Below are 22,387 nucleotides of genomic sequence, written 5' to 3'. Positions count from 1 at the left end.
GTTTTAAACCTCCATTACAAGTAATTGCGGATCAGCCAGCAGCTGTTTAATGTAGTTCATGAAGTTTTGCGCTGTTGCCCCATCAATGAGACGGTGGTCAAAACTTAGGGAAAGTGCCATAACCGATGCAGCTACGATTTCGCCGTTCTTCACAACCGGTTTCTCGGAAATACGGCCTGTACCAAGAATAGCAACTTCAGGGAAGTTGATAACCGGTGTAAAGAACATGCCGCCTGCGGAACCAATGTTAGTAATGCTGATCGTGCTGCCTCTCAGTTCGGTAGCTGTAAGCTTACCGTCACGACCGCGAGTAGCCAGATCTTTGATCGCATCTGCAACCATCCAAACGTTCTTACGGTCAGCATCCTGGATCACCGGAACGATCAAACCGTTATCTGTATCGGTAGCAATACCGATATTGTAGTATTTCTTGTACACGATCTCTTGTTTCTCTTCATCAAGCGTCGCGTTCATGATCGGGAACTGACGGCAAGCCGCAACAAGAGCCTTCACGATGAATGGCAGGTAAGTCAGCTTAACGCCTTTCTTCTCTGCGATCGGCTTGGCTTTCGTACGAAGCTCAACTAGTGCAGTAACATCCACTTCATCCATCAGCGTAACGTGAGGTGCTGTGTAGACCGATTTAACCATCGCGTTCGCAATTACTTTGCGAATGCCTTTGAATGGTACGCGCTCTTCAGCACGGTCGCCGATAACGACTGCCGCTTGTGCAGCTGGTTTCGAATCAGCCGATGCCGATGCAACGGCTGCATCTTCTTGAGCTGCCGGAGCTGCTTGTGCCGCCGTGCCGCCGCCTGCAGCAATTGCAGTAACGTCCTCGCGCGTGATGCGGCCGTTCTTGCCAGAGCCTGCTACGCCGGACAGATCAACGGCTTGTTCGCGAGCGAATTTACGCACGCTAGGCGTTGCCAGAACCAAACCACCAGCTGCTTTAACTGGAGCCGATGCTGGTGCTGGTGCTGCTGGCGCCGGAGCCGCTGCAGTTGTTGGTGCCGGTGCTGCTACTGGTGCTGGTGCTTCCGCAGGTGCCGGTGCACTGTGGCTGTCGCCGGCTGGTGCTGCTTGCTCAGGCACTTCGCCTTCTGCATCAATGATCGCGACGATATCGCCAACATGGCAAACCTGTCCGTCCTTTACGAGCACTTCAAGCACTTTACCATTTACAGGACAAGGAACTTCTACGATTGCCTTGTCATTCTGTACTTCCATGATGATATCTTCATCCGTTACTGTAGCGCCTGGCGTAATATGCATTTTGACGATTTCGCCTTCATGCAAGCCTTCGCCCAGCTCCGGGAAACGATACTCGAATTTTGCCACGTCCCGTGACCTCCTTCTCAGTCTTCACAACCTGCTCTATGGTGGGTTTATCTATTAAAAGTTCAGCACTTGGTTAACTGCTTTAATGATGCGAGCAGGGCTTGGCAGCCATGCGTCTTCCACTTGTGCGAACGGGTAAACCGTATCCGGACCCGCTACGCGAAGTACCGGTGCTTCCAGATGAAGGATTGCGTTCTCGTTGATTTGAGCAATGATTTCCGCAGCTGCACCGGAAGTTTTCTGTGCTTCTTGTACAACGATTGCACGGTTTGTTTTCTTGATCGAAGCAACGATGGTTTCGATATCAAGCGGAAGCAGTGTACGAAGATCGATAACCTCCGCTTTAACGCCGCTCTTCTCAAGCTCTTCAGCAGCCTTAACAGCTGTATGAACCATAAGACCGTAAGCGATGATCGTGACATCGGAACCTTCACGAACAACATTGGCTTTACCGATCTCAACCGTGTACGCCTCTTCAGGCACATCTTGACGGAAAGCATGGTATAGGTTCAAATGCTCCATGAAGAATACAGGGTCATTGTCGCGGATAGCCGCAACAAGAAGGCCTTTTGCATCATAAGGGTTGGAAGGCACGATTACTTTAATACCAGGCGTTTGAATCGCCAAGCCTTCAAGGGAATCGGTGTGAAGCTCAGCTGCCTTAACGCCGCCGCCAAATGGCGTACGGAATACGATTGGCGAGTTATAGCGTCCACCCGAGCGGTAACGCATACGCGCTGCTTGGATAAACATTTGATCCATGGCTTCATAGATAAACCCTACGAATTGAATTTCTGCTACAGGGCGGAAGCCTTGAAGCCCCATCCCTACTGCCATACCTGCAATCGCAGATTCAGCAAGCGGTGTATCGAATACGCGGTCTTCGCCGAATTCGCCTTGAAGTCCTTCTGTCGCACGGAAAACGCCGCCAACCTTACCAACGTCTTCACCGAAAATGTATACGTTCGGGTCATTCTTAAGCTCCACACGCATTGCGTCGCGGATCGCTTCTTTCATATTCATTTGAGCCATTGTCGCGAGTTCCTCCTTAGCTAACTTCGATAGTCATCCCATTTATTGGAAATCGGCTTTTTGCGCTTCCAGGTGAGCAGGTGTGTGCTCGAACATGGAATCAATCAGTCCGTTCACAGTCATTTTCTCTGTTGCTTCTGCTTTCTTGATATGCTCGTTTACAGTCGCTTTCGCTTCCTCTTTCACGCGGGCTGTATCTTCATCCGACCACAGACCCTTCTTCTCAAGGAATTTCGCGAAACGAGTGATTGGATCTTTCAGGCTCCATTCGCCCTCTTCATCCTTCGTACGGTATTTCGTCGTATCATCCGCCATGGAATGCGGACGGAAACGGTATGTCAGCATCTCGATCAGCGTAGCGCCTTCGCCGTTACGGCCGCGCTCTGCAGCGTCGGATACTGCTTTGATAACAGCAAGTACATCCATACCGTCAACTTGCACGCCGCGAATACCGGCAGCAATTGCTTTGTGTGCAACCGACAATGCAGCCGTTTGCTTCGCGTACGGTGTTGTGATCGCATAACCGTTGTTTTGAACAACATAAATGACAGGGAGCTTGAATGCGCCGGCAAAGTTCATGCCTTCGTAGAAGTCGCCCTCAGAAGAACCGCCATCACCTGTATAAGTGATCGCTACGCGCTTCTCGCCTTTTTTCTTAAATGCCATTGCAACGCCGGTAGCATGAAGAATTTGAGCGCCGATAATGATTTGCGGCATAAGAACATGAACGTCCGCAGGGATTTGACCACCGTGCTGATGACCACGGGAGTATAGGAATGCTTGATACAGCGGCAATCCGTGCCATACGATTTGCGGCATGTCGCGGTAGCCCGGGCAGACAAAATCGTCTTTGTTTAGTGCATATTCGCTTCCGATCATGGAAGCTTCTTGACCCGAAACAGGTGCATAGAAGCCAAGACGGCCTTGTCTGCCCAAGTTTACGGCACGCTCATCCCATGTGCGTGTGAAAACCATACGATACATAATTTCTTTCAATTGCTCATCCGACAAATTCGGCATAAGCGCTTCGTTAACAATTTCCCCTTCAGGAGACAAAACGGAAAGTGGAGTTACAGGCTCCGTCTGAACTTCGTAAGGCAGCTTGCTCATATTGTTCACCTCAGTTGAATATTTGAAAAAACGAGTATCCCTGTTATAGAATGATTATAAACCTGTTTAACCAAAATGGTCAAAGCATAAAGCACAATAAACCGTTGTATTTTGCAACATTTGATCTATTAGCCTGCCAAATTGTATATGTAACAGAACTATTGAACTAGTAGTACAGTATAGTACAACAGGGCATATTTCTAGCAAAAGCTTCATTTGTTTCCTCCCTTTTGTTTACCCACAACACGTCCAAACCATGCAAGGACAAAGGAGTTTTTATTCATGACCGATCCTCGTTATTTGAAAAGAACGATTGTAAAGGATGTCATTACCAGTCGGTTGCTGCCGGAAGGCTCCCGTGATCTACGGGTATATTTACCACCTGGCTACAATGAATTGCTCAGCTACCCGGTCGTCTATTGCCAAGACGGTGAGCAATTTTTCAATTTTGGCCGTATTGCGACGATTGCCAACCAACTCATTCTGGACGAAGGCATTGAGCCTTTCATCATTGTCGGAATCGATGTCGACATTAAGCTGCGCACGGCCGAATATGCGCCTAATGGAGATCGGCATCACGGCTATGTCAGCTTCATCGGCGAAGAACTGATTCCATACATTGAGTCCAAGTACGCAGCCAGACGAGACGCAGGCGCTCGGATCCTTGCCGGCGATTCCTTAGGCGGATCCGTCAGCCTTCACATTGCGCTCACCTACCCCGAATTGTTCCATCAAGTTATTTCCTTGTCCGGGGCGTTTTATCCCGCTTCACGAGAGATTGCTCGGAATGCTTCCGATCTGAACAAGCTCGAACTATTCATGATCGTAGGGTTGCAAGAAACGGCGTTTAAATCAGACAGCGGCGTATATGATTTTGTCGCGATTAACCGTGAGATGAAAGCAATTCTTGAAGCACAAGGCGCCACAACCCATTACAGCGAGCATGATGGCGATCATGTGTGGGGCTTCTGGCAGCAGCACATTCCGGATGCGCTGAGAACGTTCTTACATCCGGAAGCCTGATTGACTCCTCCTATGCAAAAAGACCGCATCCCATCTTTTCAATGGCATGCGGTCTTTCTTTATTTTACAGTTGATGTTCGTGACGAATTCGCTCCAGAAGATTCTCGCAGCCTCTCAATACAAGGCCGTAGACCTCATCGAAATTGCCTGTGTAATACGGGTCAGGCACATCTTTGCTCGATTCATCGGGCAGCAAATCCATGAATTTGAATACTTTGGCATGTAGATCGGAACGGCTCCCGAAGAGCGCATGAACATCTCGCTCATTGGCACTGTCCATGCAAATGATATAGTCGAAGGTCTGATAGTCGTCAATAAGCACTTGTCTAGCTCGCATTCCCTCGTACGAAATTCCGTAACGCTCCAGCAGCCCGCGCGTACCTTCATGCGGCGGCTTGCCGAGATGCCAATCTCCCGTTCCGGCGGAATCGACTTTGATCCGGTCCTCCAACTCACGCGCCTTCAGTTGATGCCTCAGCACCGCTTCGGCCATCGGCGACCGGCAAATATTTCCCAGACAAACAAATAATACGCTAATCATGATCCTTCTCCTTTTTCTTGCTCAATCTTGGCAGCTTCAGCGCGCTCTTTATCCGAATGGACCGACTGCGCGAGCGCGTATTTCAAGGATCGCCTCGGCAGCCGCCAATTGTAATGTACGGATAGCATTCTGAAAATAATGACGATGACGAATAATATCAATAATTCCACAGGGGATTCGAAGAATCCCAAGCCAATCGCAGCGCCTGCGGCGAGCGCCCAGACCGCATAAATCTCATCGCGCAGCACCAGAGGCTTTCGACCCGCCAGCACGTCGCGAATCATTCCACCGCCAATTCCGGTCAGCATGGCTGCAACCATAACCGCACTTAGCGGGTACTTGCCCGTTGCATACAGCGCCCCTTGAATCGCAAACGCGGATAACCCGATCGCATCGAAGAAAGCTTCGCTTTTCTTCCATCGGTTAATCCACTTGACCGGCATGACGAACGCGATCGTCATTGCGATTACGGCCGTCTTCAACAGCATGCCCTGCGTCCATATCGTCGTAATCGGCACATTGATCAATAGGTTACGGATTACACCGCCGCCAAATGCAGTAACCAGTCCGAGCACATACACGCCCAAAATATCATACTCTTCTTCCATTGCTACAATTGCGCCGCTGACCGCAAATGCAATCGTTCCGATAATGCTGAATACGGTAAAAATGTCCATGTCCATCTGTAGATTCATTGCTTGATGCCTCCGCGTGTCTCCGCTCAATATGATCCTTACTCATTTTAGCCGCGGCACGTCGAATCTACAAGCGTTACATTTTTCATTTCGTCCGTATTTCGGCTGGTCAATGATTCTCATGGGAAGTATACTGTCGTAAAACGCTTCTGGTTCTCGAATGAACCAGACTAATGGCAAAGGCAGGACTTCAAATGATTCCTAAACGAATAGTTATTTTTACAGGCGGACGCCTTGGCCCGTGGGCCCTTGATCTCCTCACCACTGACGATGTACTGATCGGAGCGGATGCCGGCGCATTATTTCTAGTCGAGCATGGCTTGCGGCCGCATGTTGCGCTTGGCGATTTCGATTCCGTTACACCGGCCCAATTGGAATACATCCGCGCGAACAGCGGCGAAACACATGATTACGATCCAATTGATAAGGATTACACCGATACGGAGCTCGCTTGGCGTCTGGCGCTGTCTAAGCGGCCGCAGCAAATCGTCATGCTAGGTGCTCTCGGAACAAGGTTCGACCACTCGCTGGCGAATGTTCACCTGCTCCGAATGGCGCAGCAGCAAGGTATTGCCGCCTCGATTGTAGACGAACACAACTGTATACAGCTTACCGCAGATCAGACAAAGCTGTTTAACAGCAGCTACACTTACGTATCCTTATTGCCGTTATCCGAACGTGTGACAGGCATTACGCTGACTGGTTTTCAGTACCCGCTGCATGAGGCTGAACTCGAAATCGGACAATCACTCGGCATTAGCAACAAACTGTTAAGCGAGGAAGGTCAAATTTCCATCAAGCAAGGGCTGCTGCTCGTTATACAAAGCCGGGACTAAAGGTGACTATCATGGAATGAAAAGCCACCTTATCATGCTCTTTCGCCACAATCAAGCTTTTGGCTCATCCGGCGGTATGATGATGGATAGTCCCGGGACATATTTGCGCCCCATCAGCTTGCGCGTTTTACGGTTCTCCTTCGATTCGAACACGATATCCATATCATAGCCCTCTTCCAATTCCGGGTACAGCTGCGTACTCGGAATATAGAGAGACAGCCTCTTGCGGTTGAAGGTCATCTTATTCTTCTGAACCTGCACAACCACATCGCCACGCTCATTCGCAGGTTGGAATACGATTCCCGTCCGTTTGAGTGGATAAATCCAGACACAATCCCCGACTACGAAAGGTTTCTTGGCGCCTGCTTCATTCGCAGCTTCCTCATTTCTCTTAACTTGAGCTTTCGTATCTTCTTTACCAACGGCCCGCTTCAGCTCGTCATCCCATCGTAACGCAGACTTGGAATCAAACTCCGCAGCATTCAACGTCTGATACTGTTGCGTGGAATGTGCAGATTTGGCTGCAACAACGCGCTCCTCTGCACGTTTAATCACACTCTCAGGCAAACCAAATCTCCTGGCAATTGCAAAAGCATAACTGTCCCCTGCTTCTCCGATTTCAAGCTTGTAGACCGGCTGCAGCGTATCGGCATCGAAAGCCATACGTGCATTCGTGCACCCCTTCATGACGGAGGCAAATCGTTTAATCTCGTTAAAATGTGTCGTGGCGGCCACGAGCGAGCCGCGCTTCAGAAGCTCCTCCAGAACCGCTATGGACAACGCAATTCCTTCGCCCGGATCTGTGCCGGCTGCCAGCTCATCCAGCAGAATTAGCGAGCGACCATTCGCTCTGCGAAGCATGTCGCTGAGACATTCCATGTGCGCGGAGAATGTGCTTAACGATTGCTCGATGCTTTGGCCATCACCGACATCCGCCATAATAGACTGGAATAACCCCAGCTCCGTACCGGCCTCAGCAGGGATAAGCAGCCCGGACTGTACCATTAAGGCGAATAAACCAATAGTCTTAAGTGCGACGGTTTTGCCGCCGGTATTAGGCCCGGTAATGATGAGCTGACGCCATTCGCCGCCGATTTCAATCGTAAGCGGTACTGCTTTGCCGCCTAACAGCGGATGTTTGGCGCCAATTAGTTTCACATATGGTTTGTCTACAATCGCAGCTTTAATGCCGTTATAGGTGCGGGACAGCTTCGCTCTGGCAAATATAAAATCAAACGATGCCATCGCCTCCATATTCCACCTTAGCGAGTCACTCTGCTCCTCCGCCAGATCTGAGAGCTGCGAGAGAATCAATGTTCGCTCGCGTTCCTCCTCACTCTTCCACATTTGCCATTCCGCCTGCAGATCGGCCACGTCGACCGGTTCAACGAACAACGTCTGACCGCTTGCAGACTCATCCCAGACTGTACCCGGCACCTGCCTGCGCAGATCCCTCTTCACAGGGATCACATAATGACCGTTTCGCTTGCTGACTAATTGATCCTGCAGCGCATTCTTGTATTTCCCCAGCAGTTGATTCAGCTTGCGCTCAATTCGCTCTTCTGCGGCTGCGAGATGCCTGCGAATGTCAGCCAAAGCCGGAGACGCTTGATCAGTCAGCGAGCCATGCCTGATGCAGCGCTGCAGTTCCTTCACAAGCTCAGGACAATCGTACATCGAATCGGCATAACTGCTGATTGTCGGTGCAGTCAATCGTTTACTGTCCATATATCGTTTCATTTGTCCGATTGAGGTGAGCCAAACAGCCAAATTGCCGAGCTCCTGCTCGCTGTAGATTTTCCCCTTTCCCAGCAGTGCCATGAATACTTCCATGCCCTCCATTGCCGAAATCGGAACGCTTGCACCGGTTGCCAGCAGTGCCGCCGCTTCCTCCGTTTCACCAAGCCACGCTTTCACTCGGCCGGGTTCTGCGCTTGGTTCATGCCGTTCGGTAAGGGCTCTTCCGGCTTCAGAAACGGTATATGTGAGCAGCATGGCTTTGATTTTATCGAATTCCAATTTCGTCATTGATGCGTTATTCATTTGGTTACCCATCCTTTTCGATGTTTATATTTACATACAACAAAACAGGGACAGAACGCATACGCATCCCATCCCTGTTCATGGACTTCTCGGTAAACTCCCTCTTCGATTCGACGAGAAAACCCTCTTCCGGCTAGCGGAATGCGGACTGCCCGTAGAACGAAAAAAGGCGTGCTCGAAAGAGCACGCGAATTTACCGTCCAGTAGGAGGCGGGAAATTGTCATGTTCTTAACTCATTGGTTCCACGCCTTCGTGAGATATAACCATATAAACCTACTCCAACAGGAGAAAGTCCACTTGTATATCGTACAAAAGCCGTGGATCCGGCCGCGCTTCAGGCGCCGGATAATATCCAATTTAGAAGTTAAGAACCATAACCCGCATCAAAATTTCCCCTTACTGCTTAAAGTTAACTTAATAATAGCGTCATCACTTCGACCAAGTCAAGCGGCAATCGCCTAGACGATGACGGTAAGCCCTGCATGCGCAAATGTAACACCAGCAGGCAATCCATAGTCTCGACGTAGATCAATATCATGCGACATATGCGTAAACATTGTTCTTACCGGCTTTAGCTCTTCGAGTAACACCAGCGCTTCTGTAACATCATAGACGGAACGCGTCTCGAATGGATATGGCTCCTGATAGAAGCTCGTCCCAAGAATAAGGAGATCTAACTCTGCGAGCGGCACCAGCTCTTCGCCCTCAAGCGCAATGGAATCTGAGCAATAGGCGAATGACTTTCCACGCTCGGCATGCGTGAATCGGAACGCGTAAGCATAGCCATTCTTGCCATGGTTCACTTTCCATGTCCGCACTTCCCAGCCGCCGAATTGAAGCGGTCCCGTGATTGGATGAAATTCAATATGAGACCTCAGCCACGGAAAGCGGGTCAATATCTCGTCAATAACATCAGGCATCGCATAAGCTTTCCCTTTGCATCCGAGCCATCTGCATAGATCCGCCCATTCCGGGAGCCCTGCGATATGATCGAAATGAGCATGCGTAATCATAACCGTATCGATCCGTTTGAGACCTGCCGTTTCCATCTGACTGCGCCAATCCGGGCCGCAATCAATCAGCATCGTTCCAAACTCTTCATCGGCGAGATGAACGAGTGAACGCAATCTGCGGTTCACAGCGCCGGATCTCGCTTCTTCACAAACCTCACATGAACAATAGACGCGAGGTACGCCCATTGCATCACCTGTTCCCCAGAAGGTGATTGTCGTCGCCAAAATCGCTTCCCCCATTCCTGCCTGCGTTGATGAAGCACTGCCTCTCTACAGTGGTTTCAGTGCAAGCTTGGATTGACCCTTCAAGCCTTCGACCATGGCATACCATTCATCCGGTTTATTAGGCAGAGCCGAATAGTATTCCGTTAAGAACGCCACCACAAGCGATGCTTCTAGCTCAGTACGGTTCTCGTCCTGAGGCAAGAAACATAGATCAAGCCCCCCTACAGCCGCACCATCCTCTTCCCAAGATGGATGTACATAAGGGAAGTCAATCCGCATATAGCCGATATGCGACAGCACTTCGCGACGTACAAACGGATTCATCGGATAGACGCCGCCGAATTCATATTCCGCAACCGTTGGGTTGTAAATTTCCGCAAACATGCCTATCGGCTCGGTTCCGCTTTGCTGTGCCAAACGTTCTAAATCACGTGAGCGGTTGCGCATCAGAAACCGACCTACGCCCAGCCCCGGACGACCGACAATTGTAAAGTCCGTCATCGCGACTTGCATACCGGGATAGTACCGATATTCCGTAGTTCCGACAACCTCTCCATCGTGAACCGCTACATAGACATGAATGCTGGGATCTTCAAGTGGTCCAGCCCATTTCTCAAAGGCGAGCACTTCTTCCTTCGGAAAAATCGTTTTCATCAAATCATGCATGCTCTTAAATAATGGATTGTCGATTGATTGAATGCGTATGTAGTCCATGACTTATAACTTCCTCTCTATTCGGATATAAATGGATTCTTCCACTCCATGAGTGCGGCGTATCCGCAGGATTCTTCATCCTCCAGATAGTGCTGGGCAACGCCGACAGGCAGACGACCGCATCGCAACAGAAACGAGATCACGGGATCATTGTACAAGCCCGTAGTAACTCCTGTTAAGTAATCTTCGGCAGATACGGTATCCGAATACCGATGATAGCCAGGCATCCGACCGCCGCCAAGCAGTCTCCTTAACCGGAGATGAATGACGACCTCGTACATGCTTTGCATGAGCCATTTACCGATACCGGCTTTACGCATTTCCGGAATAACGCACAAATCAACAACATATAACGTGGTGCCATCCGGGTCGTGATTGCGAATGTAGCCGCTGTCCGTGACAGCCTCCCAGGTATGTATGCCTTCCAGCAGCTTCTCGCTTACAAGAAGTCCCGTCATAGACCCGATCAATCTGCCATCCATTTCCGCACATAGCGCACCTTCCGGAAACCTGATGATGTGCTCTCGGAGCTGCGCCTCATTCCACCAAAGTTCGGAGGGAAACGGAGGCGGAAAGGATTCTCGTTGAATGGCAATCATCCCCTCTATATCAGAGAAGCTGTAATTGCGAATCACAATCTCGATTGGTTTGCCCATAAGGTAGACAATCAGCCCTTTACGCATCGCTTGTTGTCCCCTTCCTCAGGTAATAATGCCCGCGATTAAGACCAATCACAGTATAAATCCGTGCGGCGATCACGCCAAGTCGTAACCGATCCGGCAGCACGTACATCATGAAGCAGCTGAACATTGAGGTCGGCGACAACAAGCATATCATCATTAATGACACCTTCTGTCATGATGCCGGCAGGAGGGAATGGAATGTCGTTTGGCGAGATGACTGCAGCTTGACCATAATTAGCTCTCATAAAATCAACCTTGCGTAGTGACCCTACCGTACCTGTCGTCACAATATAAACCTGGTTCTCAACTGCTCTTGCATGACAGCAGTAACGCACCCGGTAGAATCCATGCCGATCATCGGTGCAGGAAGGACAGAAAATAATGTCCGCCCCTTTCGCACTGGCCATCCGGACCACTTCCGGAAATTCGATATCGTAACAAGTAAGCATCGCAATTGTGCCATACTCTGTATCAAATACGCGCAAGGATTCGCCATGCGACATGTTCCATTCCTCGCGTTCGGTCGGCGTCATATGAAGTTTTGCCTGCTGCTCCACACGGCCGCTTGGGTAGAACAGATGCGCAGCATTGTTCAGCTTGCCGCCTCCGGCATCAATGACATGAGTGCCGCCAACGATGTGCACTTGATATTCAGCTGCAAGTGACTTAAACAAATCGACGTATTGTTCCGTAAATTCAGGCAGTCTTTCAATCGACAATGGTCGTCCCTCATCGTCTCCGATCGAGAGCAATTGTGTCGTGAAAAACTCCGGAAACAGAATAAATTGAACTCCGTATTCAGATGCATTACGAACATAGTGCCGAACTTGATCGGCAAACTGTTCGAAGCGTTCGATATCCGCCAGCTTGTACTGGACAGCGCAAACACGCAAACTCCCCATAGTTCTCCCCGCCTTTGTTAGCTTTTGAATATTTATTTGCGCAATGGCAGCGCAATCGAGATGGTTGTACCTTGTTCAGGCTTGCTGAATACATCGATTTGACCTTCATGCAAATCAACAATCCGCTTGGCGATGGACAATCCAAGTCCGGCGCCGCCTGTGGATCGGCTTCTGGCGCTGTCTACGCGGTAGAAGCGCTCGAACAAATGAGGAATTTCGTCCTCGGGAATGCCCATTCCTTTGTCCGAGACCGAAATCCGAATGACGCCTTTATTAGTGCCAAGCGTAACATCGATCGGTTCCTTGCTGTATTTGATCGCATTGTCAATGAGGATGACAAGCAGCTGCCTGATTTTGTCCTTGTCTCCGATCATCCGAACATCTTGTTTGCCTGTATGTACGCGAATCATGCGCTGGAATGTGATGTGCAGCATATCCGCAGTTTCATCCGTCAGCTGAACGAGATTGAAGTTTTCCAAATTAAGCCAATCTTCTTGCTCGGCTTGCGCAAGCTGAAGCATCGATTTGGTCAAATTTTGCAATCGCTGCGATTCCTTGCTGATTGCTTCAATTGCCTCATCACGGATGTTGACGTCATCTCGTCCCCATCTCTTCAGCATGCCTGCATAGCTGGTAATAACCGTTACCGGTGTTCTAAGTTCATGCGATGCATCGGCGACGAACTGCTTCTGCCGCTCGAATGTGCGATCCAGCCTGTCGATCATCTGATTAAAGGCGCGCGCAAGTTGAAGTAATTCAGCAGATTGATCGCGCTGGGCAAGCTCGATCTGTCGCAGCTTCCCGCTGCGGTCAATCTCTCTCATCGTCTGCACCATGTGCTGAATCGGTGACGTTAATCTCGAAGTAAACCAATAGGTGCCGAAGATCGCGAACAAGATCGCCCCGATGCTGGTGATGGTCAGCGCAATAACCAGAACCTGCAAGTAGCTGTCGAGCAGCGTCAGCTTACGGTAGAGCTCGAGCGTACCGATCACTTGACCGTCATGGAAGAGCGGTACCTTCATATACAGCACACGTCGACCTTCAAGGAAGAACATCCCCGTATCATGCTGACCCGAGAATTCCGACTTCAACGCAAGCAACTCGGAGTCGGAGCCTTGTGAATTCACCGTTCTGCCGCTTCGATCGACGATACGAATAAGCTCGCTGATGTTATAGAAATCCCGCAACAGCTCGCCATTGGCCAGCTGCGTGGGGTCAACAATTCGGGGATCCTCGAGCAGTATGTTTACTTTATTCGTCAGCAGTTGGTCCTCACTGCGAATCGTGATTTTTATCACAAATAAATAAACGAAGATGTTAAACAGGATCAATATAAAGATAAGCCAAAAAATCGTAAAAAACGTAAATCGTCTGCGCAGCGTCATGCATCCGGCTCCTTGAGCATATAGCCGACACCGCGAACCGTGTGGATGAGTTTATGGCGGTACCCTTTATCGATTTTCTGGCGCAAATAACGGATGTATACATCCACCAAATTCGTTTCGCCTATGAAATCGTAGCCCCATACCTCGGACAAAATATCTTCTCGTGACTTCTCTTCATTGCGATGCTCAGCCAGATAAACAAGCAGCTCGAATTCACGCGGAGTGAGCTCAATCGCGAGATCCTTACGGAATACTTTGCGCGTGCGCAGCTCAATCGACAGATCGGCTGCCTTCAGCACATCCGGACTCTCCGTCTCCTTCGGCTGCTGCTGGAAGATACGGAGCAAATTGCGAACGCGCGCCAGCAGCTCTTCCATCGCGAACGGTTTGGTAATATAGTCATTGGCGCCATGCTCGAAACCGCTTACCTTGTCCGGGATCGTGTCACGTGCCGTTAATAGAATAATCGGGATTTGATTGCCGGATTGCCGCAGTCTGCGCAGCACTTCAATTCCGTTTAGCTCAGGGAGCATCACGTCGAGCAGGAGCATATCCCATTCGCCGTTGTTGACTTGTTCAAGTCCGCTCCTGCCGTCTGCGGCACGACCGACCGAATAACCTTCATGCTCCAGCTCAAGCTGAAGAACCCGTGCAATGCCGTCCTCATCTTCGATGACAAGAATGCGTTCATTCATTCTCGCTGTACACCCACTTTGTTATAGACTTAATCAGGACTAGCCCGTTCCCACTATCATAAAGAAGCAAATGCGCCATTGCAAGCAGCAAAGCCGCCAAACCTAACGCTTGGCGGCCTTGCTCTCTACCTTCTAGTTCATGGCATGCTGCAGCGACCATTGTTCAACATCCCATACCTTCGTTACCCAATCCTCGTAGAAATCAGGTTCGTGGGAAACCAGGATAATGGTTCCTTTGTAGGACGCGAGCGCACGTTTAAGTTCTGCTTTCGCGTGGATATCCAGATGGTTGGTCGGCTCATCGAACGCAACCCAGTTGCTTTCACGCATGAGCAGCTTACACAGACGAACCTTCGCCTGCTCGCCGCCGCTGAGCTGGTTCAGCGCGCGCGTGATATGCTCATTCTTCAAGCCGCAGCGTGCTAAGGCAGCGCGTACTTCATGCTGATTCATGCTGGAAAACTCGTTCCACACATCATCCAGCGGCGTTAAATTCGGCGCTTTCACCTCTTGCTCGAAATAAGCAGGGAACAGATAGTCACCGCGGTAGATCGTGCCGTCAAGCGCATCGATTTTGCCTAGAATCGTCTTCAGCAAGGTCGATTTACCTACGCCGTTACTACCGACAATCGCAATCTTATCTCCCCGCTCCACAAGCATATTCATTGGCGGAATCAGCGGTTTTCCGTATCCGATCGTAAGCCCTGTAGCCTCGAAAACAGTCTTGCCGCTTGCACGCGCTTCTTTGAATACAAAGGTCGGCTTAGCAGCCTCCTCCGGTTTCTCAATTCGGTCAATCTTATCAAGTTGTTTCTCACGGCTCTTCGCCCGGCCGCTGGTCGAAGCACGCGCTTTATTCTTCTGAATAAATTCTTCCTGCTTCTTGATATATTCCTTCTGTTTCTCATACGCATCGATATGCTGCGCTTTGTTCATGTCCGCCATCGTTAAGAACTTCTCGTAATTCGCCGCATAACGTGTGAGCTTCGTGAACTCCAAATGATAAATGACATTTACGACTTCGTTCATAAAGCCCGTATCATGCGAAATAAGAATAAAGGCATATGGATAGTTCTTCAAGTAGTGAGACAGCCATGTAATATGCTCTTCATCCAAGTAGTTCGTCGGCTCATCGAGCAGCAGCACCATCGGTTTCTCCAGCAGCAGCTTCGCTAGTAGTACCTTCGTACGCTGTCCACCGCTTAGCGATGCGACATCACGATCAAGTCCGATGACACTGAGGCCAAGCCCATTCGCCATCTCGTCGACCTTCACATCCAGCAAGTAGAAGTCTCCGATTTCAAGCTCCTCTTGAATTTCGCCCATACGAACGAGCAGTACTTCAAGCTGATCGGAATCGACATCTGCCATTTGGCCCGCGATATCATTGAGCTCCCGCTCCAGTTCCAGCAAAGGAAGAAACGCATCTTTCAGCACATCACGGATAGTCTTGCCTGGTAAGAGCTTCGTATGCTGATCCAGATAACCATATCTTACGCGAGGCGTCCATTCTACCTTGCCCTCGTCTTTTAGCAATTTGCCTGTCAAAATATTCATCAGTGTCGACTTGCCCGTTCCGTTCGCACCAACCAATCCGACACGTTCGCCGGCGAGCAGCCGGAAGGATACATTCCTGAATAAAGTGCGGTCGCCGAAGCTATGGGATAATTCCTCTATCGTCAATAAACTCATGTTCAAGCTCGCTTTCCAATGATAATTAAGCGCCTTACTTGCGACGCTCGCAACTCATTGTATCACAGGATGTGATGGAATGTGCCGAGAGTTCGCAACTATTTCTTGCAAAATAGGCTGAAAGGCGCGTTCCAGAAGGCTTAGCCAATTTTTGTTGGAGGTTGCCCACTTGCCTGACCATAGCAGTTCGGCCAACTGATCTGCCGGAAGCAGAGGCACGGAACACGCAGGTTTCTCCGGAATAGCGGCCAACCATTCACTCCGATTGCGAAATGATATATCTTTGTTTGCGACCCAATAGGTCCTAAGCCCAGCCTTCGAGCGTTCAAAACAAATACGTTCGGCCTTCTGCAATCGCTGCGGCGTCCATTTGAATGGAGATGGATCAACAACGAATATCAATTCATCGCGTTGCGTCAATTCCAGCGTTAATTCAGAGGAGTTGGTCCATTTGCCGGAAATATCGGTTAGAACTACAGAAGAGTTCGATGATTCTGATAGCAGCCGATATTTAAGTGTAGGTTCCGCATCTGCAGAATGGCGTTTGTCAGGCTCCAGTGCATGCCATTTCGTATGCCCGGATGGTGAATGAAAGGATCGATATTTGCTTTGCCACGCTTGCTGAGATTTCGAGCGAAGCCGCTTTTGTACTTCCGGCGTGTACAATAAAGCATGCCATTCCGGTTCGAGCTCCGGATGTTCGATCGCTGTACATGAGATGCCCCGCTGCTCGAGTAAATGTGCCAGCGTAATAGTTGCGAAGGTCGCACCTGCGCCCGGTGACAGTGAAGCAACCATGATTGATCGTCGATAATTTGACTGAATAGGAACAGTTTGACCACTTAACTGATGTGATGGAACGGGCTCGTTGCCCAAACAAGCTTCAAGAGCAAGCTTGGCTTCCATCATGGAGCTATATCTGCATACCGGATTTGGATCGAGCATACGGTATATCACTTCGGTCATCTTGATGGGCAAATGATAAGGTAAAGTATTGAGCCTCGGTGGGGCAGTTCCGTCTGTTGTTATGTAGCGATTGCCTCCGCTAAGCAAGTAGTATAGCAAGGCTCCTAAGCCAAATACATCCGTCCGCGCGTCACTCTGGTACTCTCCTTCCTGCTCAGGGGCTGCGAATCCCGGCGTTCCCAGCATAACCGTATCCTGTGCTTGTCCCGGCTTAAATTCCCTGGCAATGCCAAAGTCGATTAACCGCACAAAACCGCCACGATCGATCATCACATTCGTCGGCTTCAAGTCTCGATGAATAATCGGAGGATGCTGGCTGTGCAGATAGTGCAGTGCCTCGCACAGCTGACTTCCGATTGCAAGGGTGTCTGTAAAACGAATATCACCGCCGCGAGATGTCAGGTAAGCTTGAAGTGTATTTCCATCGATGTAATCCATAACCACAACTTCACAGTCCAACTCCTCGACCAGTGGAAAATAATCCACAATCAAAGGCAAATGGGGATGGTTCAAACGCATCAGAAGTTCCGCCTCTTCTGCCCCGTTTACACCTCCGAGCTTATGGATTGAAGCGACCTTAAGCGCACGGAGCTTCCCATGCAAGCGCAGATCCTCTGCCGCGTACACCTCACCCATTCCGCCTCTCCCAATTAATCCGGCAATGCGATACCTACCTCCAATGATAATGCCATCCTTAAGCAAATCCTGATTTTCATTAGCTGTGCTCATCCACTACCCTCCCAAATGCAAAAAAACATCTCGAATGCACAGACATGGTCTGCTCATTCGGGATGCTTTCCCGACTAAATCGTATCTTCTACCGTTTCACTAAGTATAACGTAATTTCATCGCGATTGTGGAACAATTGCTTCGCTTTCTTCAGCTCAAAGGCCGATTCCAGCTTCGCGATCACGTCTCGAATCGTCTGCAGCGGCTTCTTATGCATCAGCTTAATCGTGATGATTGCAGTTGCTCCATCTGTCAGCGCATCGGTTTTCTCTAACACAAGCTTAGCCATCTGCATCGGGCTCCAGCTCATATCACAGACGAGCAAGTCGAACGTATTCGACGGGAAGTTAACATCCGACGCATTCTTCTTCATTTTCGTAAGACGCGGGTATGCGGACAGTGTTGGATGCAGCTCTGCAGGGTCAATCGCCGTCACGCGCAGTCCGCGCTCCAGCAGCAGATGTGTCCATCCGCCCGGTGCGGCGCCGATATCAAGCGCTTCACGGAACGTTTCGAAGTAGACCTTGAAAGCCCGTTCCGCCTCCAGCAGCTTGAACTTCGCACGCGAAATCTGACCTTCCTCACGTTGAAACCGGACAGCACCGCCCGGCCAATCCGACAACTGCTCGGCTGGAGTCCCCCACCCTACATACAGCTCCTCGGATGCTGCGAAGATGGAGAAAATTTGATCAGGCGACTGCATGGTCGTTTCTCCGCCCAGCTCCATAATCACTGCATCTAACACGGCCTTTGTATCGGCAGCAGAGTAGATGAATGGCGTTCCATCCATCCGTCTGAGATGGATCGCTGTCGTCCCTTCCTCACAGCGCATTCTTGCACTGCGGATTAGCTCCGAGAGTGCATGCAAATCATCGGCATTACCATGAATCGGCAATGCGCGGTCAATCGGCTGTATATGTCTTAAGAAAATCGATTCGTTCGTCTGGATAAGATCCAGCATCTCTTCTCTGCTTAACGGAACCTCCATCTTGAATACTTCGCCTGCGATAAGCTGCGTAAATTTAATGCCATTAATTTGCCTACGAAGCTCTTCCATTGCAAGCGACGCAAAACCATGATTAGCTGTTCCAATCCAATGACTCACTACTGTTTGCCTCCTGATAATGCTCGAATCCATGGCCGGTCATCGGCCCATTCTACGGCCACCGGCCAGTCGTACGCGCGGCTTAGCCATTCCGGACTAAGCACTTCCTTCTTCGGACCCGCAGCTACGATGCGTCCGTCCTGCACTAATGCCACATGAGTAAATAGCGGTATGATTTCTTCCATATGATGTGTCACGTACACAACGGTAATGTCACGCTCAGCCAGTCTGTTTAAATCAAGCAGCAGCTTCTCACGCTCGTACAAGTCTAAACCTGCACAAGGCTCGTCCATAATAAGCAGCTTCGGATTGGACATCAGCGCACGTGCGAGAAGCACCTTCTTCCGCTCACCTTGAGAGAGCGTAGCCAATGTTTGATCTGCCGTATACAGCAAGCCCACTTCATCTAAGTGACGCAGCGCTTTCTGACGCACCTCTTCATCGATGGTCTGGTAGAAACGCAGAAACGCGTACTCCCCGGTCGCGATAACCTCCCAAACCGGATCTCGCAGCGTCAGTTTCTCCATGACCGCCTGGCTAATATAACCGACTTGCTTACGAATCTCCCGCACATCGCATTCTCCGAAGCGATTGCCGAGCACGTCAACCGTTCCGGAAGAAGGGAACTGGTAGCCGGTCATCATCTCCAGCAGCGTTGTTTTTCCGCAGCCGTTTCGGCCCAGAATAACCCAGTGCTCCCCTTTGTTGATTTGAAGATTAACGCCATCAAGGATTTGTCTTTCTTCACGGCGGAATGTGATATCTTGCAATGTAATCATGTTCACGGTTTTCCCTCCCAGAAGTTCACATGAAGCAGGTCAGCGCTATCTGCTCACCGCAGGCATTGGACCATTATGGATTTGGATGTTTATCGGTGCATGCTGGGTTATCAAATGGACCATTTGCATTCTGCCTGCAAGACTGGACGTATGAAAGTAGCAGGTGCGCGGATATCGTCCACTGGATACGATATATTCTGCAACGGCAAGGCCACTCGGCTGCCCCCAGCCAAGCTCAAAGTCGAGCGAGAGGATATCCACATCCTCATGCTGCAGCAGAAGGATGCATTCAGAAGCCGTCTTCGCAAGAACGAAACCTTCCGGACATGGCCGATAATCGTCTAAATATACGTTAATCATGCTTCGCTCTCCCCTCCTAACCGCTGGATCAGCTCCATCTGTTCTCGGTGCGTACCATCTTCCCCGGATGGAGTTTCCAGCACGAATGGCACCTGCTTCAGCATGGTATGACGCAGCAGCCATTTCAAGCCGGCCTCGCCAATATAACCTTCACCGATTCTCGCATGACGGTCTCTCTTATCCCCGCTTGGATAGACGGAATCATTCAGATGAATAGCAGTCAGCTCTGAAATCACACCGAGCTCTTGCGCTTTGTCCATCCATGCAGCGTCAGGGCTTCCATCCCAAACTCCACTGGCGAAGAGATGGCATGTATCTAGGCAGAATCCGATCTTGTGCGGGTCTACGCACAGGCTGCGAATTTGAGCCAGCTCTTCCATCGTAGTCCCCATGAAAGTATGATCGCCAGCTTGATTCTCTATGAGCAGCTTCGCTTTACCGGCCCATTGAGATGTAACCGTACTTAACGTAACTACTGCATTGCGGTAGCCCTCAAGTGGATCCGGCCCTTTATAGACGCCAAAATGCACCACGACCCCCAATGAACCGCAAGCTTCGGCAATAGCGAGATCATTCAGCAGAGATTCCACCGTTCTCGCGCGATGCTCTGCATCTTCTGACGCAATATTCGTCGGATAAGGGGAATGTGCAATGGAAACAATCCCGCGCTCCTCACAGAAGACTGCACACTGCTTCGCTTCTCTGTAATCGATGTCTTTAACGGAAAGACTTCGCGGATTTTTCGGAAAATATTGATAAGCGACAGCTCCATTCGCTGCCGCTCGCCTTGCCGCTTCCCTGTAACCGCCTTTGGTGGAAACATGAAATCCGGTCCGCATCGGCGTCTACCTATCCTTCTGGCAAACCGGGCAATAGAACATCTTGCGCGAGTTGATTTCTTCTTGCACAATCGTTCCACCGCAGTTTAAACAAGGCTCTCCGCCGCGGTCGTAAACCAGGCAATGGTTGTTATAACCGCCGGTAACGGTGTCCTCATTCGTAAAGGGCATCTCCATATAACCGCCATGCGCTAATGCCGATTGCAGCACCTTGTGCATCGCGTTATAAATACGCTCCCACGATTCCGGCGCAAGCGCAGATAGCTTCGCATCCGGGCGAACTCTCGCTTCGAAAGCAATTTCGTCTGCATAACAATTTCCTATGCCCGCGATAACCCTCTGCTCGACAAGGGCTGTCTTCAGCGATCCTCTGCGTCCCTTGAAACGCTCCTTGAATTTCTCTAGCGTCAGCCATTTGTCGAACGGCTCCGGTCCAAGATCGGCCAAACGAGCGATTGTTTCCTTCACCGTCAGCAGATGGATATAACCAAGGCGCAATCCGATAAAGCACAGCTCCCCTTGCGGGAAACCGATCATAACCTGCACAGTGCGTTCCGTGCGCTGCTCTGGATCAATGCCCCGTGTTTCATAACGAATCATACCGCCCAGCATTAGATGCAGCAGCAGCCGTTTTCCGTTATCCAGGTGTAGAATCAACATTTTGCCGCGATGCTCCACGAACCAAACGGTTCTTCCGATTAGCTCCTGCTCGAAGGTTTCAACAGGAACGTTAATCGATTTCTGACGCGTAACCTGCACATTCATAATGGGCTGACCGGAGATTCGCTCCGCCAGCATCTTGCGATAATGTTCCATTTCCGGCCATTCCGGCATCGTGCTTCTTCCTTCCTAACGGCTCTGCTGCCCACTTGCCAGCTGATCGCCTATAAACTGCTGCAATGTATGTAAATTATCAATAATGACCGTTGGTTCACAGCCGGCTGCCGCAAGCAGTTCCTTATAATTGTCGCCTGTTGCAAGCCCTGTTAAAACAAGGATCGACGGACAATCTACGGCTTGCGCCGCTGCGATATCCGTAGCTGGATTGTCACCGATCATCCACGTCTCGGATGCTTGAAGTCCCAGCCGTTTCAGTGCAAAGTCCATTAAGATTGCCGATGGTTTTCCTATTACAATAGGTTCGACACCGGATGCTGCCCGAAGCATCGCACCAATAGATCCCGCCCCCGGAACTAAGCCATGTTCAGCAGGCACTAGCAAATCCGGATTCGTCAAAATATAGCTTGCCCCGCTGCGGATATAAGTGACCGCTTTGGCCACTTTATCGTAAGTAAGCTGCTTATCAATGCCTTGCACGACGATATCCGGCTCTTCTTCTACCAGCTGCAAGCCGGCATCCTGCAGAGCTGTTCGCAATCCATGCTCTCCAATGACATGTACTCGTGCACCCGGTTGCCGCTCTGCGATGTAGGCCGCAGCACCTTGCGCCGAAGTACATACCTCAGATGGATTCGTCTGGATTCCCATCGCACTAAGCCGAGCAGCGAAAGCCTCCGGCGTAGCGGAAGAATTGTTCGTTACGAATAAGAATTGAATGTCTAGCCGGCGCAGCTCCGCAATGAGCGCATCCGCTCCCGGAATCATAATGCCGCCATGATACATCGTTCCGTCCAAATCTATGAGCAGACCGCGTAGCGAATTGACGCTCATGAAT

At 50.3% G+C, this 22,387-nt stretch carries 22 protein-coding genes; 2 read left to right on the top strand and 20 right to left on the bottom strand.

What is annotated here, in order from left to right; genetic code table 11:
• Window positions 1-3 precede the first annotated feature (3 nt).
• From AC0YNS_RS08760 to pdhA, 3 genes are read right to left on the bottom strand one after another with little or no spacing between them, the layout of a single operon-like run.
• Entirely contained in the window at window positions 4-1,341 is a 1,338-nt protein-coding gene (locus AC0YNS_RS08760; protein ID WP_475780607.1) for a dihydrolipoamide acetyltransferase family protein, read from the bottom strand.
• Between the two features lie 54 nt (window positions 1,342-1,395).
• The gene (locus AC0YNS_RS08755; RefSeq protein ID WP_090985403.1) at window positions 1,396-2,373 is read right to left on the bottom strand and encodes an alpha-ketoacid dehydrogenase subunit beta; all 978 of its coding nucleotides are present in this window, start codon (window positions 2,371-2,373) and stop codon (window positions 1,396-1,398) included.
• 42 nt (window positions 2,374-2,415) lie between these two features.
• Window positions 2,416-3,483 (bottom strand): pyruvate dehydrogenase (acetyl-transferring) E1 component subunit alpha, encoded by a 1,068-nt coding sequence (gene pdhA, locus AC0YNS_RS08750; protein WP_090985401.1) that lies wholly within the window; start codon window positions 3,481-3,483, stop codon window positions 2,416-2,418.
• Between the two features lie 282 nt (window positions 3,484-3,765).
• Between pdhA and AC0YNS_RS08745 the strand changes: the two genes are divergently transcribed.
• Entirely contained in the window at window positions 3,766-4,506 is a 741-nt protein-coding gene (locus AC0YNS_RS08745) for an alpha/beta hydrolase (RefSeq protein WP_475780606.1), read from the top strand.
• 64 nt (window positions 4,507-4,570) lie between these two features.
• Here the strand turns inward: AC0YNS_RS08745 and AC0YNS_RS08740 are convergent, their stop codons facing one another.
• Together AC0YNS_RS08740 and AC0YNS_RS08735 are read right to left on the bottom strand one after the other, a co-directional pair.
• Window positions 4,571-5,047 carry a low molecular weight protein-tyrosine-phosphatase gene (locus AC0YNS_RS08740; RefSeq protein WP_475780605.1) on the bottom strand — a complete coding sequence of 159 codons (477 nt, stop codon included), beginning with the start codon at window positions 5,045-5,047 and terminating at the stop codon, window positions 4,571-4,573.
• Window positions 5,044-5,724 (bottom strand): trimeric intracellular cation channel family protein, encoded by a 681-nt coding sequence (locus AC0YNS_RS08735; protein ID WP_475781006.1) that lies wholly within the window; start codon window positions 5,722-5,724, stop codon window positions 5,044-5,046. Before AC0YNS_RS08735 ends, AC0YNS_RS08740 begins: the two co-directional genes overlap by 4 nt.
• A gap of 212 nt (window positions 5,725-5,936) precedes the next feature.
• Between AC0YNS_RS08735 and AC0YNS_RS08730 the strand changes: the two genes are divergently transcribed.
• On the top strand, window positions 5,937-6,578 hold the full coding sequence (locus AC0YNS_RS08730; protein ID WP_475780604.1) for a thiamine diphosphokinase: 642 nt from the start codon (window positions 5,937-5,939) through the stop codon (window positions 6,576-6,578).
• Window positions 6,579-6,629: 51 nt separating this feature from the next.
• On the opposite strand, the gene AC0YNS_RS08725 is transcribed toward AC0YNS_RS08730, so the two are convergent.
• The 15 genes from AC0YNS_RS08725 to AC0YNS_RS08655 form a co-directional block, all read right to left on the bottom strand.
• Entirely contained in the window at window positions 6,630-8,621 is a 1,992-nt protein-coding gene (locus AC0YNS_RS08725) for an endonuclease MutS2 (protein WP_475780603.1), read from the bottom strand.
• Window positions 8,622-9,080: 459 nt separating this feature from the next.
• Window positions 9,081-9,875, bottom strand: coding sequence for an MBL fold metallo-hydrolase (locus tag AC0YNS_RS08720; RefSeq protein WP_475780602.1), 795 nt, complete (start codon window positions 9,873-9,875; stop codon window positions 9,081-9,083).
• Between the two features lie 30 nt (window positions 9,876-9,905).
• Window positions 9,906-10,574, bottom strand: a complete 669-nt coding sequence (locus AC0YNS_RS08715) for a GNAT family N-acetyltransferase (protein WP_475780601.1) — start codon at window positions 10,572-10,574, stop codon at window positions 9,906-9,908.
• Window positions 10,575-10,591: 17 nt separating this feature from the next.
• A complete protein-coding gene (locus AC0YNS_RS08710) occupies window positions 10,592-11,257 on the bottom strand; it encodes a GNAT family N-acetyltransferase (RefSeq protein WP_475780600.1) in 666 nt (221 codons plus the stop codon).
• 38 nt (window positions 11,258-11,295) lie between these two features.
• A complete protein-coding gene (locus AC0YNS_RS08705; RefSeq protein ID WP_475780599.1) occupies window positions 11,296-12,159 on the bottom strand; it encodes a carbon-nitrogen hydrolase family protein in 864 nt (287 codons plus the stop codon).
• A 32-nt stretch (window positions 12,160-12,191) separates the two neighbouring features.
• Window positions 12,192-13,547 (bottom strand): HAMP domain-containing sensor histidine kinase, encoded by a 1,356-nt coding sequence (locus AC0YNS_RS08700; RefSeq protein ID WP_475780598.1) that lies wholly within the window; start codon window positions 13,545-13,547, stop codon window positions 12,192-12,194.
• Window positions 13,544-14,242: a response regulator transcription factor gene (locus AC0YNS_RS08695; RefSeq protein WP_090985382.1), complete on the bottom strand. Its 699-nt coding sequence runs from the start codon at window positions 14,240-14,242 to the stop codon at window positions 13,544-13,546. Before AC0YNS_RS08695 ends, AC0YNS_RS08700 begins: the two co-directional genes overlap by 4 nt.
• Window positions 14,243-14,374: 132 nt before the next feature.
• Window positions 14,375-15,934 carry an ABC-F family ATP-binding cassette domain-containing protein gene (locus AC0YNS_RS08690; RefSeq protein ID WP_475780597.1) on the bottom strand — a complete coding sequence of 520 codons (1,560 nt, stop codon included), beginning with the start codon at window positions 15,932-15,934 and terminating at the stop codon, window positions 14,375-14,377.
• A 54-nt stretch (window positions 15,935-15,988) separates the two neighbouring features.
• Window positions 15,989-17,629 (bottom strand): serine/threonine protein kinase, encoded by a 1,641-nt coding sequence (locus tag AC0YNS_RS08685; RefSeq protein ID WP_475780596.1) that lies wholly within the window; start codon window positions 17,627-17,629, stop codon window positions 15,989-15,991.
• Between the two features lie 88 nt (window positions 17,630-17,717).
• Window positions 17,718-18,734, bottom strand: coding sequence for an SAM-dependent methyltransferase (locus AC0YNS_RS08680; RefSeq protein ID WP_475780595.1), 1,017 nt, complete (start codon window positions 18,732-18,734; stop codon window positions 17,718-17,720).
• Window positions 18,734-19,513, bottom strand: a complete 780-nt coding sequence (locus AC0YNS_RS08675) for an ABC transporter ATP-binding protein (RefSeq protein WP_475781005.1) — start codon at window positions 19,511-19,513, stop codon at window positions 18,734-18,736. The genes AC0YNS_RS08680 and AC0YNS_RS08675 overlap by 1 nt, the downstream gene beginning before the upstream one ends.
• A gap of 45 nt (window positions 19,514-19,558) precedes the next feature.
• On the bottom strand, window positions 19,559-19,873 hold the full coding sequence (locus AC0YNS_RS08670) for a cyclic-phosphate processing receiver domain-containing protein (protein WP_475780594.1): 315 nt from the start codon (window positions 19,871-19,873) through the stop codon (window positions 19,559-19,561).
• The gene (locus AC0YNS_RS08665) at window positions 19,870-20,712 is read right to left on the bottom strand and encodes a deoxyribonuclease IV (RefSeq protein WP_475780593.1); all 843 of its coding nucleotides are present in this window, start codon (window positions 20,710-20,712) and stop codon (window positions 19,870-19,872) included. The genes AC0YNS_RS08670 and AC0YNS_RS08665 overlap by 4 nt, the downstream gene beginning before the upstream one ends.
• A 6-nt stretch (window positions 20,713-20,718) precedes the next feature.
• Entirely contained in the window at window positions 20,719-21,546 is an 828-nt protein-coding gene (locus tag AC0YNS_RS08660) for an Fpg/Nei family DNA glycosylase (RefSeq protein WP_475780592.1), read from the bottom strand.
• 15 nt (window positions 21,547-21,561) lie between these two features.
• Window positions 21,562-22,383, bottom strand: a complete 822-nt coding sequence (locus AC0YNS_RS08655) for a TIGR01457 family HAD-type hydrolase (RefSeq protein ID WP_475780591.1) — start codon at window positions 22,381-22,383, stop codon at window positions 21,562-21,564.
• Window positions 22,384-22,387 lie beyond the last annotated feature (4 nt).

The sequence above is a fragment of the Paenibacillus sp. J22FR21 genome (assembly GCF_056269135.1).
Note: the sequence above shows the minus strand (reverse complement) of the source record. Positions and strands in the feature narration are given on the sequence as shown.

What these genes read in the sequence shown, in the direction of transcription:
- AC0YNS_RS08660 (WP_475780592.1), bottom strand. Translation starts at nt 21,546, where the DNA reads ATGCCGGAATGGCCGGAAATGGAACATTATCGCAAGATGCTGGCGGAG.
- AC0YNS_RS08715 (WP_475780601.1), bottom strand. Translation starts at nt 10,574, where the DNA reads ATGGACTACATACGCATTCAATCAATCGACAATCCATTATTTAAGAGC.
- AC0YNS_RS08695 (WP_090985382.1), bottom strand. Translation starts at nt 14,242, where the DNA reads ATGAATGAACGCATTCTTGTCATCGAAGATGAGGACGGCATTGCACGG.
- AC0YNS_RS08740 (WP_475780605.1), bottom strand. Translation starts at nt 5,047, where the DNA reads ATGATTAGCGTATTATTTGTTTGTCTGGGAAATATTTGCCGGTCGCCG.
- AC0YNS_RS08725 (WP_475780603.1), bottom strand. Translation starts at nt 8,621, where the DNA reads ATGAATAACGCATCAATGACGAAATTGGAATTCGATAAAATCAAAGCC.
- AC0YNS_RS08675 (WP_475781005.1), bottom strand. Translation starts at nt 19,513, where the DNA reads ATGATTACATTGCAAGATATCACATTCCGCCGTGAAGAAAGACAAATC.
- AC0YNS_RS08685 (WP_475780596.1), bottom strand. Translation starts at nt 17,629, where the DNA reads ATGAGCACAGCTAATGAAAATCAGGATTTGCTTAAGGATGGCATTATC.
- AC0YNS_RS08730 (WP_475780604.1), top strand. Translation starts at nt 5,937, where the DNA reads ATGATTCCTAAACGAATAGTTATTTTTACAGGCGGACGCCTTGGCCCG.
- AC0YNS_RS08755 (WP_090985403.1), bottom strand. Translation starts at nt 2,373, where the DNA reads ATGGCTCAAATGAATATGAAAGAAGCGATCCGCGACGCAATGCGTGTG.
- AC0YNS_RS08705 (WP_475780599.1), bottom strand. Translation starts at nt 12,159, where the DNA reads ATGGGGAGTTTGCGTGTTTGCGCTGTCCAGTACAAGCTGGCGGATATC.
- AC0YNS_RS08720 (WP_475780602.1), bottom strand. Translation starts at nt 9,875, where the DNA reads ATGGGGGAAGCGATTTTGGCGACGACAATCACCTTCTGGGGAACAGGT.
- pdhA (WP_090985401.1), bottom strand. Translation starts at nt 3,483, where the DNA reads ATGAGCAAGCTGCCTTACGAAGTTCAGACGGAGCCTGTAACTCCACTT.
- AC0YNS_RS08710 (WP_475780600.1), bottom strand. Translation starts at nt 11,257, where the DNA reads ATGCGTAAAGGGCTGATTGTCTACCTTATGGGCAAACCAATCGAGATT.
- AC0YNS_RS08700 (WP_475780598.1), bottom strand. Translation starts at nt 13,547, where the DNA reads ATGACGCTGCGCAGACGATTTACGTTTTTTACGATTTTTTGGCTTATC.
- AC0YNS_RS08655 (WP_475780591.1), bottom strand. Translation starts at nt 22,383, where the DNA reads ATGAGCGTCAATTCGCTACGCGGTCTGCTCATAGATTTGGACGGAACG.
- AC0YNS_RS08665 (WP_475780593.1), bottom strand. Translation starts at nt 20,712, where the DNA reads ATGCGGACCGGATTTCATGTTTCCACCAAAGGCGGTTACAGGGAAGCG.
- AC0YNS_RS08745 (WP_475780606.1), top strand. Translation starts at nt 3,766, where the DNA reads ATGACCGATCCTCGTTATTTGAAAAGAACGATTGTAAAGGATGTCATT.
- AC0YNS_RS08690 (WP_475780597.1), bottom strand. Translation starts at nt 15,934, where the DNA reads ATGAGTTTATTGACGATAGAGGAATTATCCCATAGCTTCGGCGACCGC.
- AC0YNS_RS08735 (WP_475781006.1), bottom strand. Translation starts at nt 5,724, where the DNA reads ATGGACATTTTTACCGTATTCAGCATTATCGGAACGATTGCATTTGCG.
- AC0YNS_RS08670 (WP_475780594.1), bottom strand. Translation starts at nt 19,873, where the DNA reads ATGATTAACGTATATTTAGACGATTATCGGCCATGTCCGGAAGGTTTC.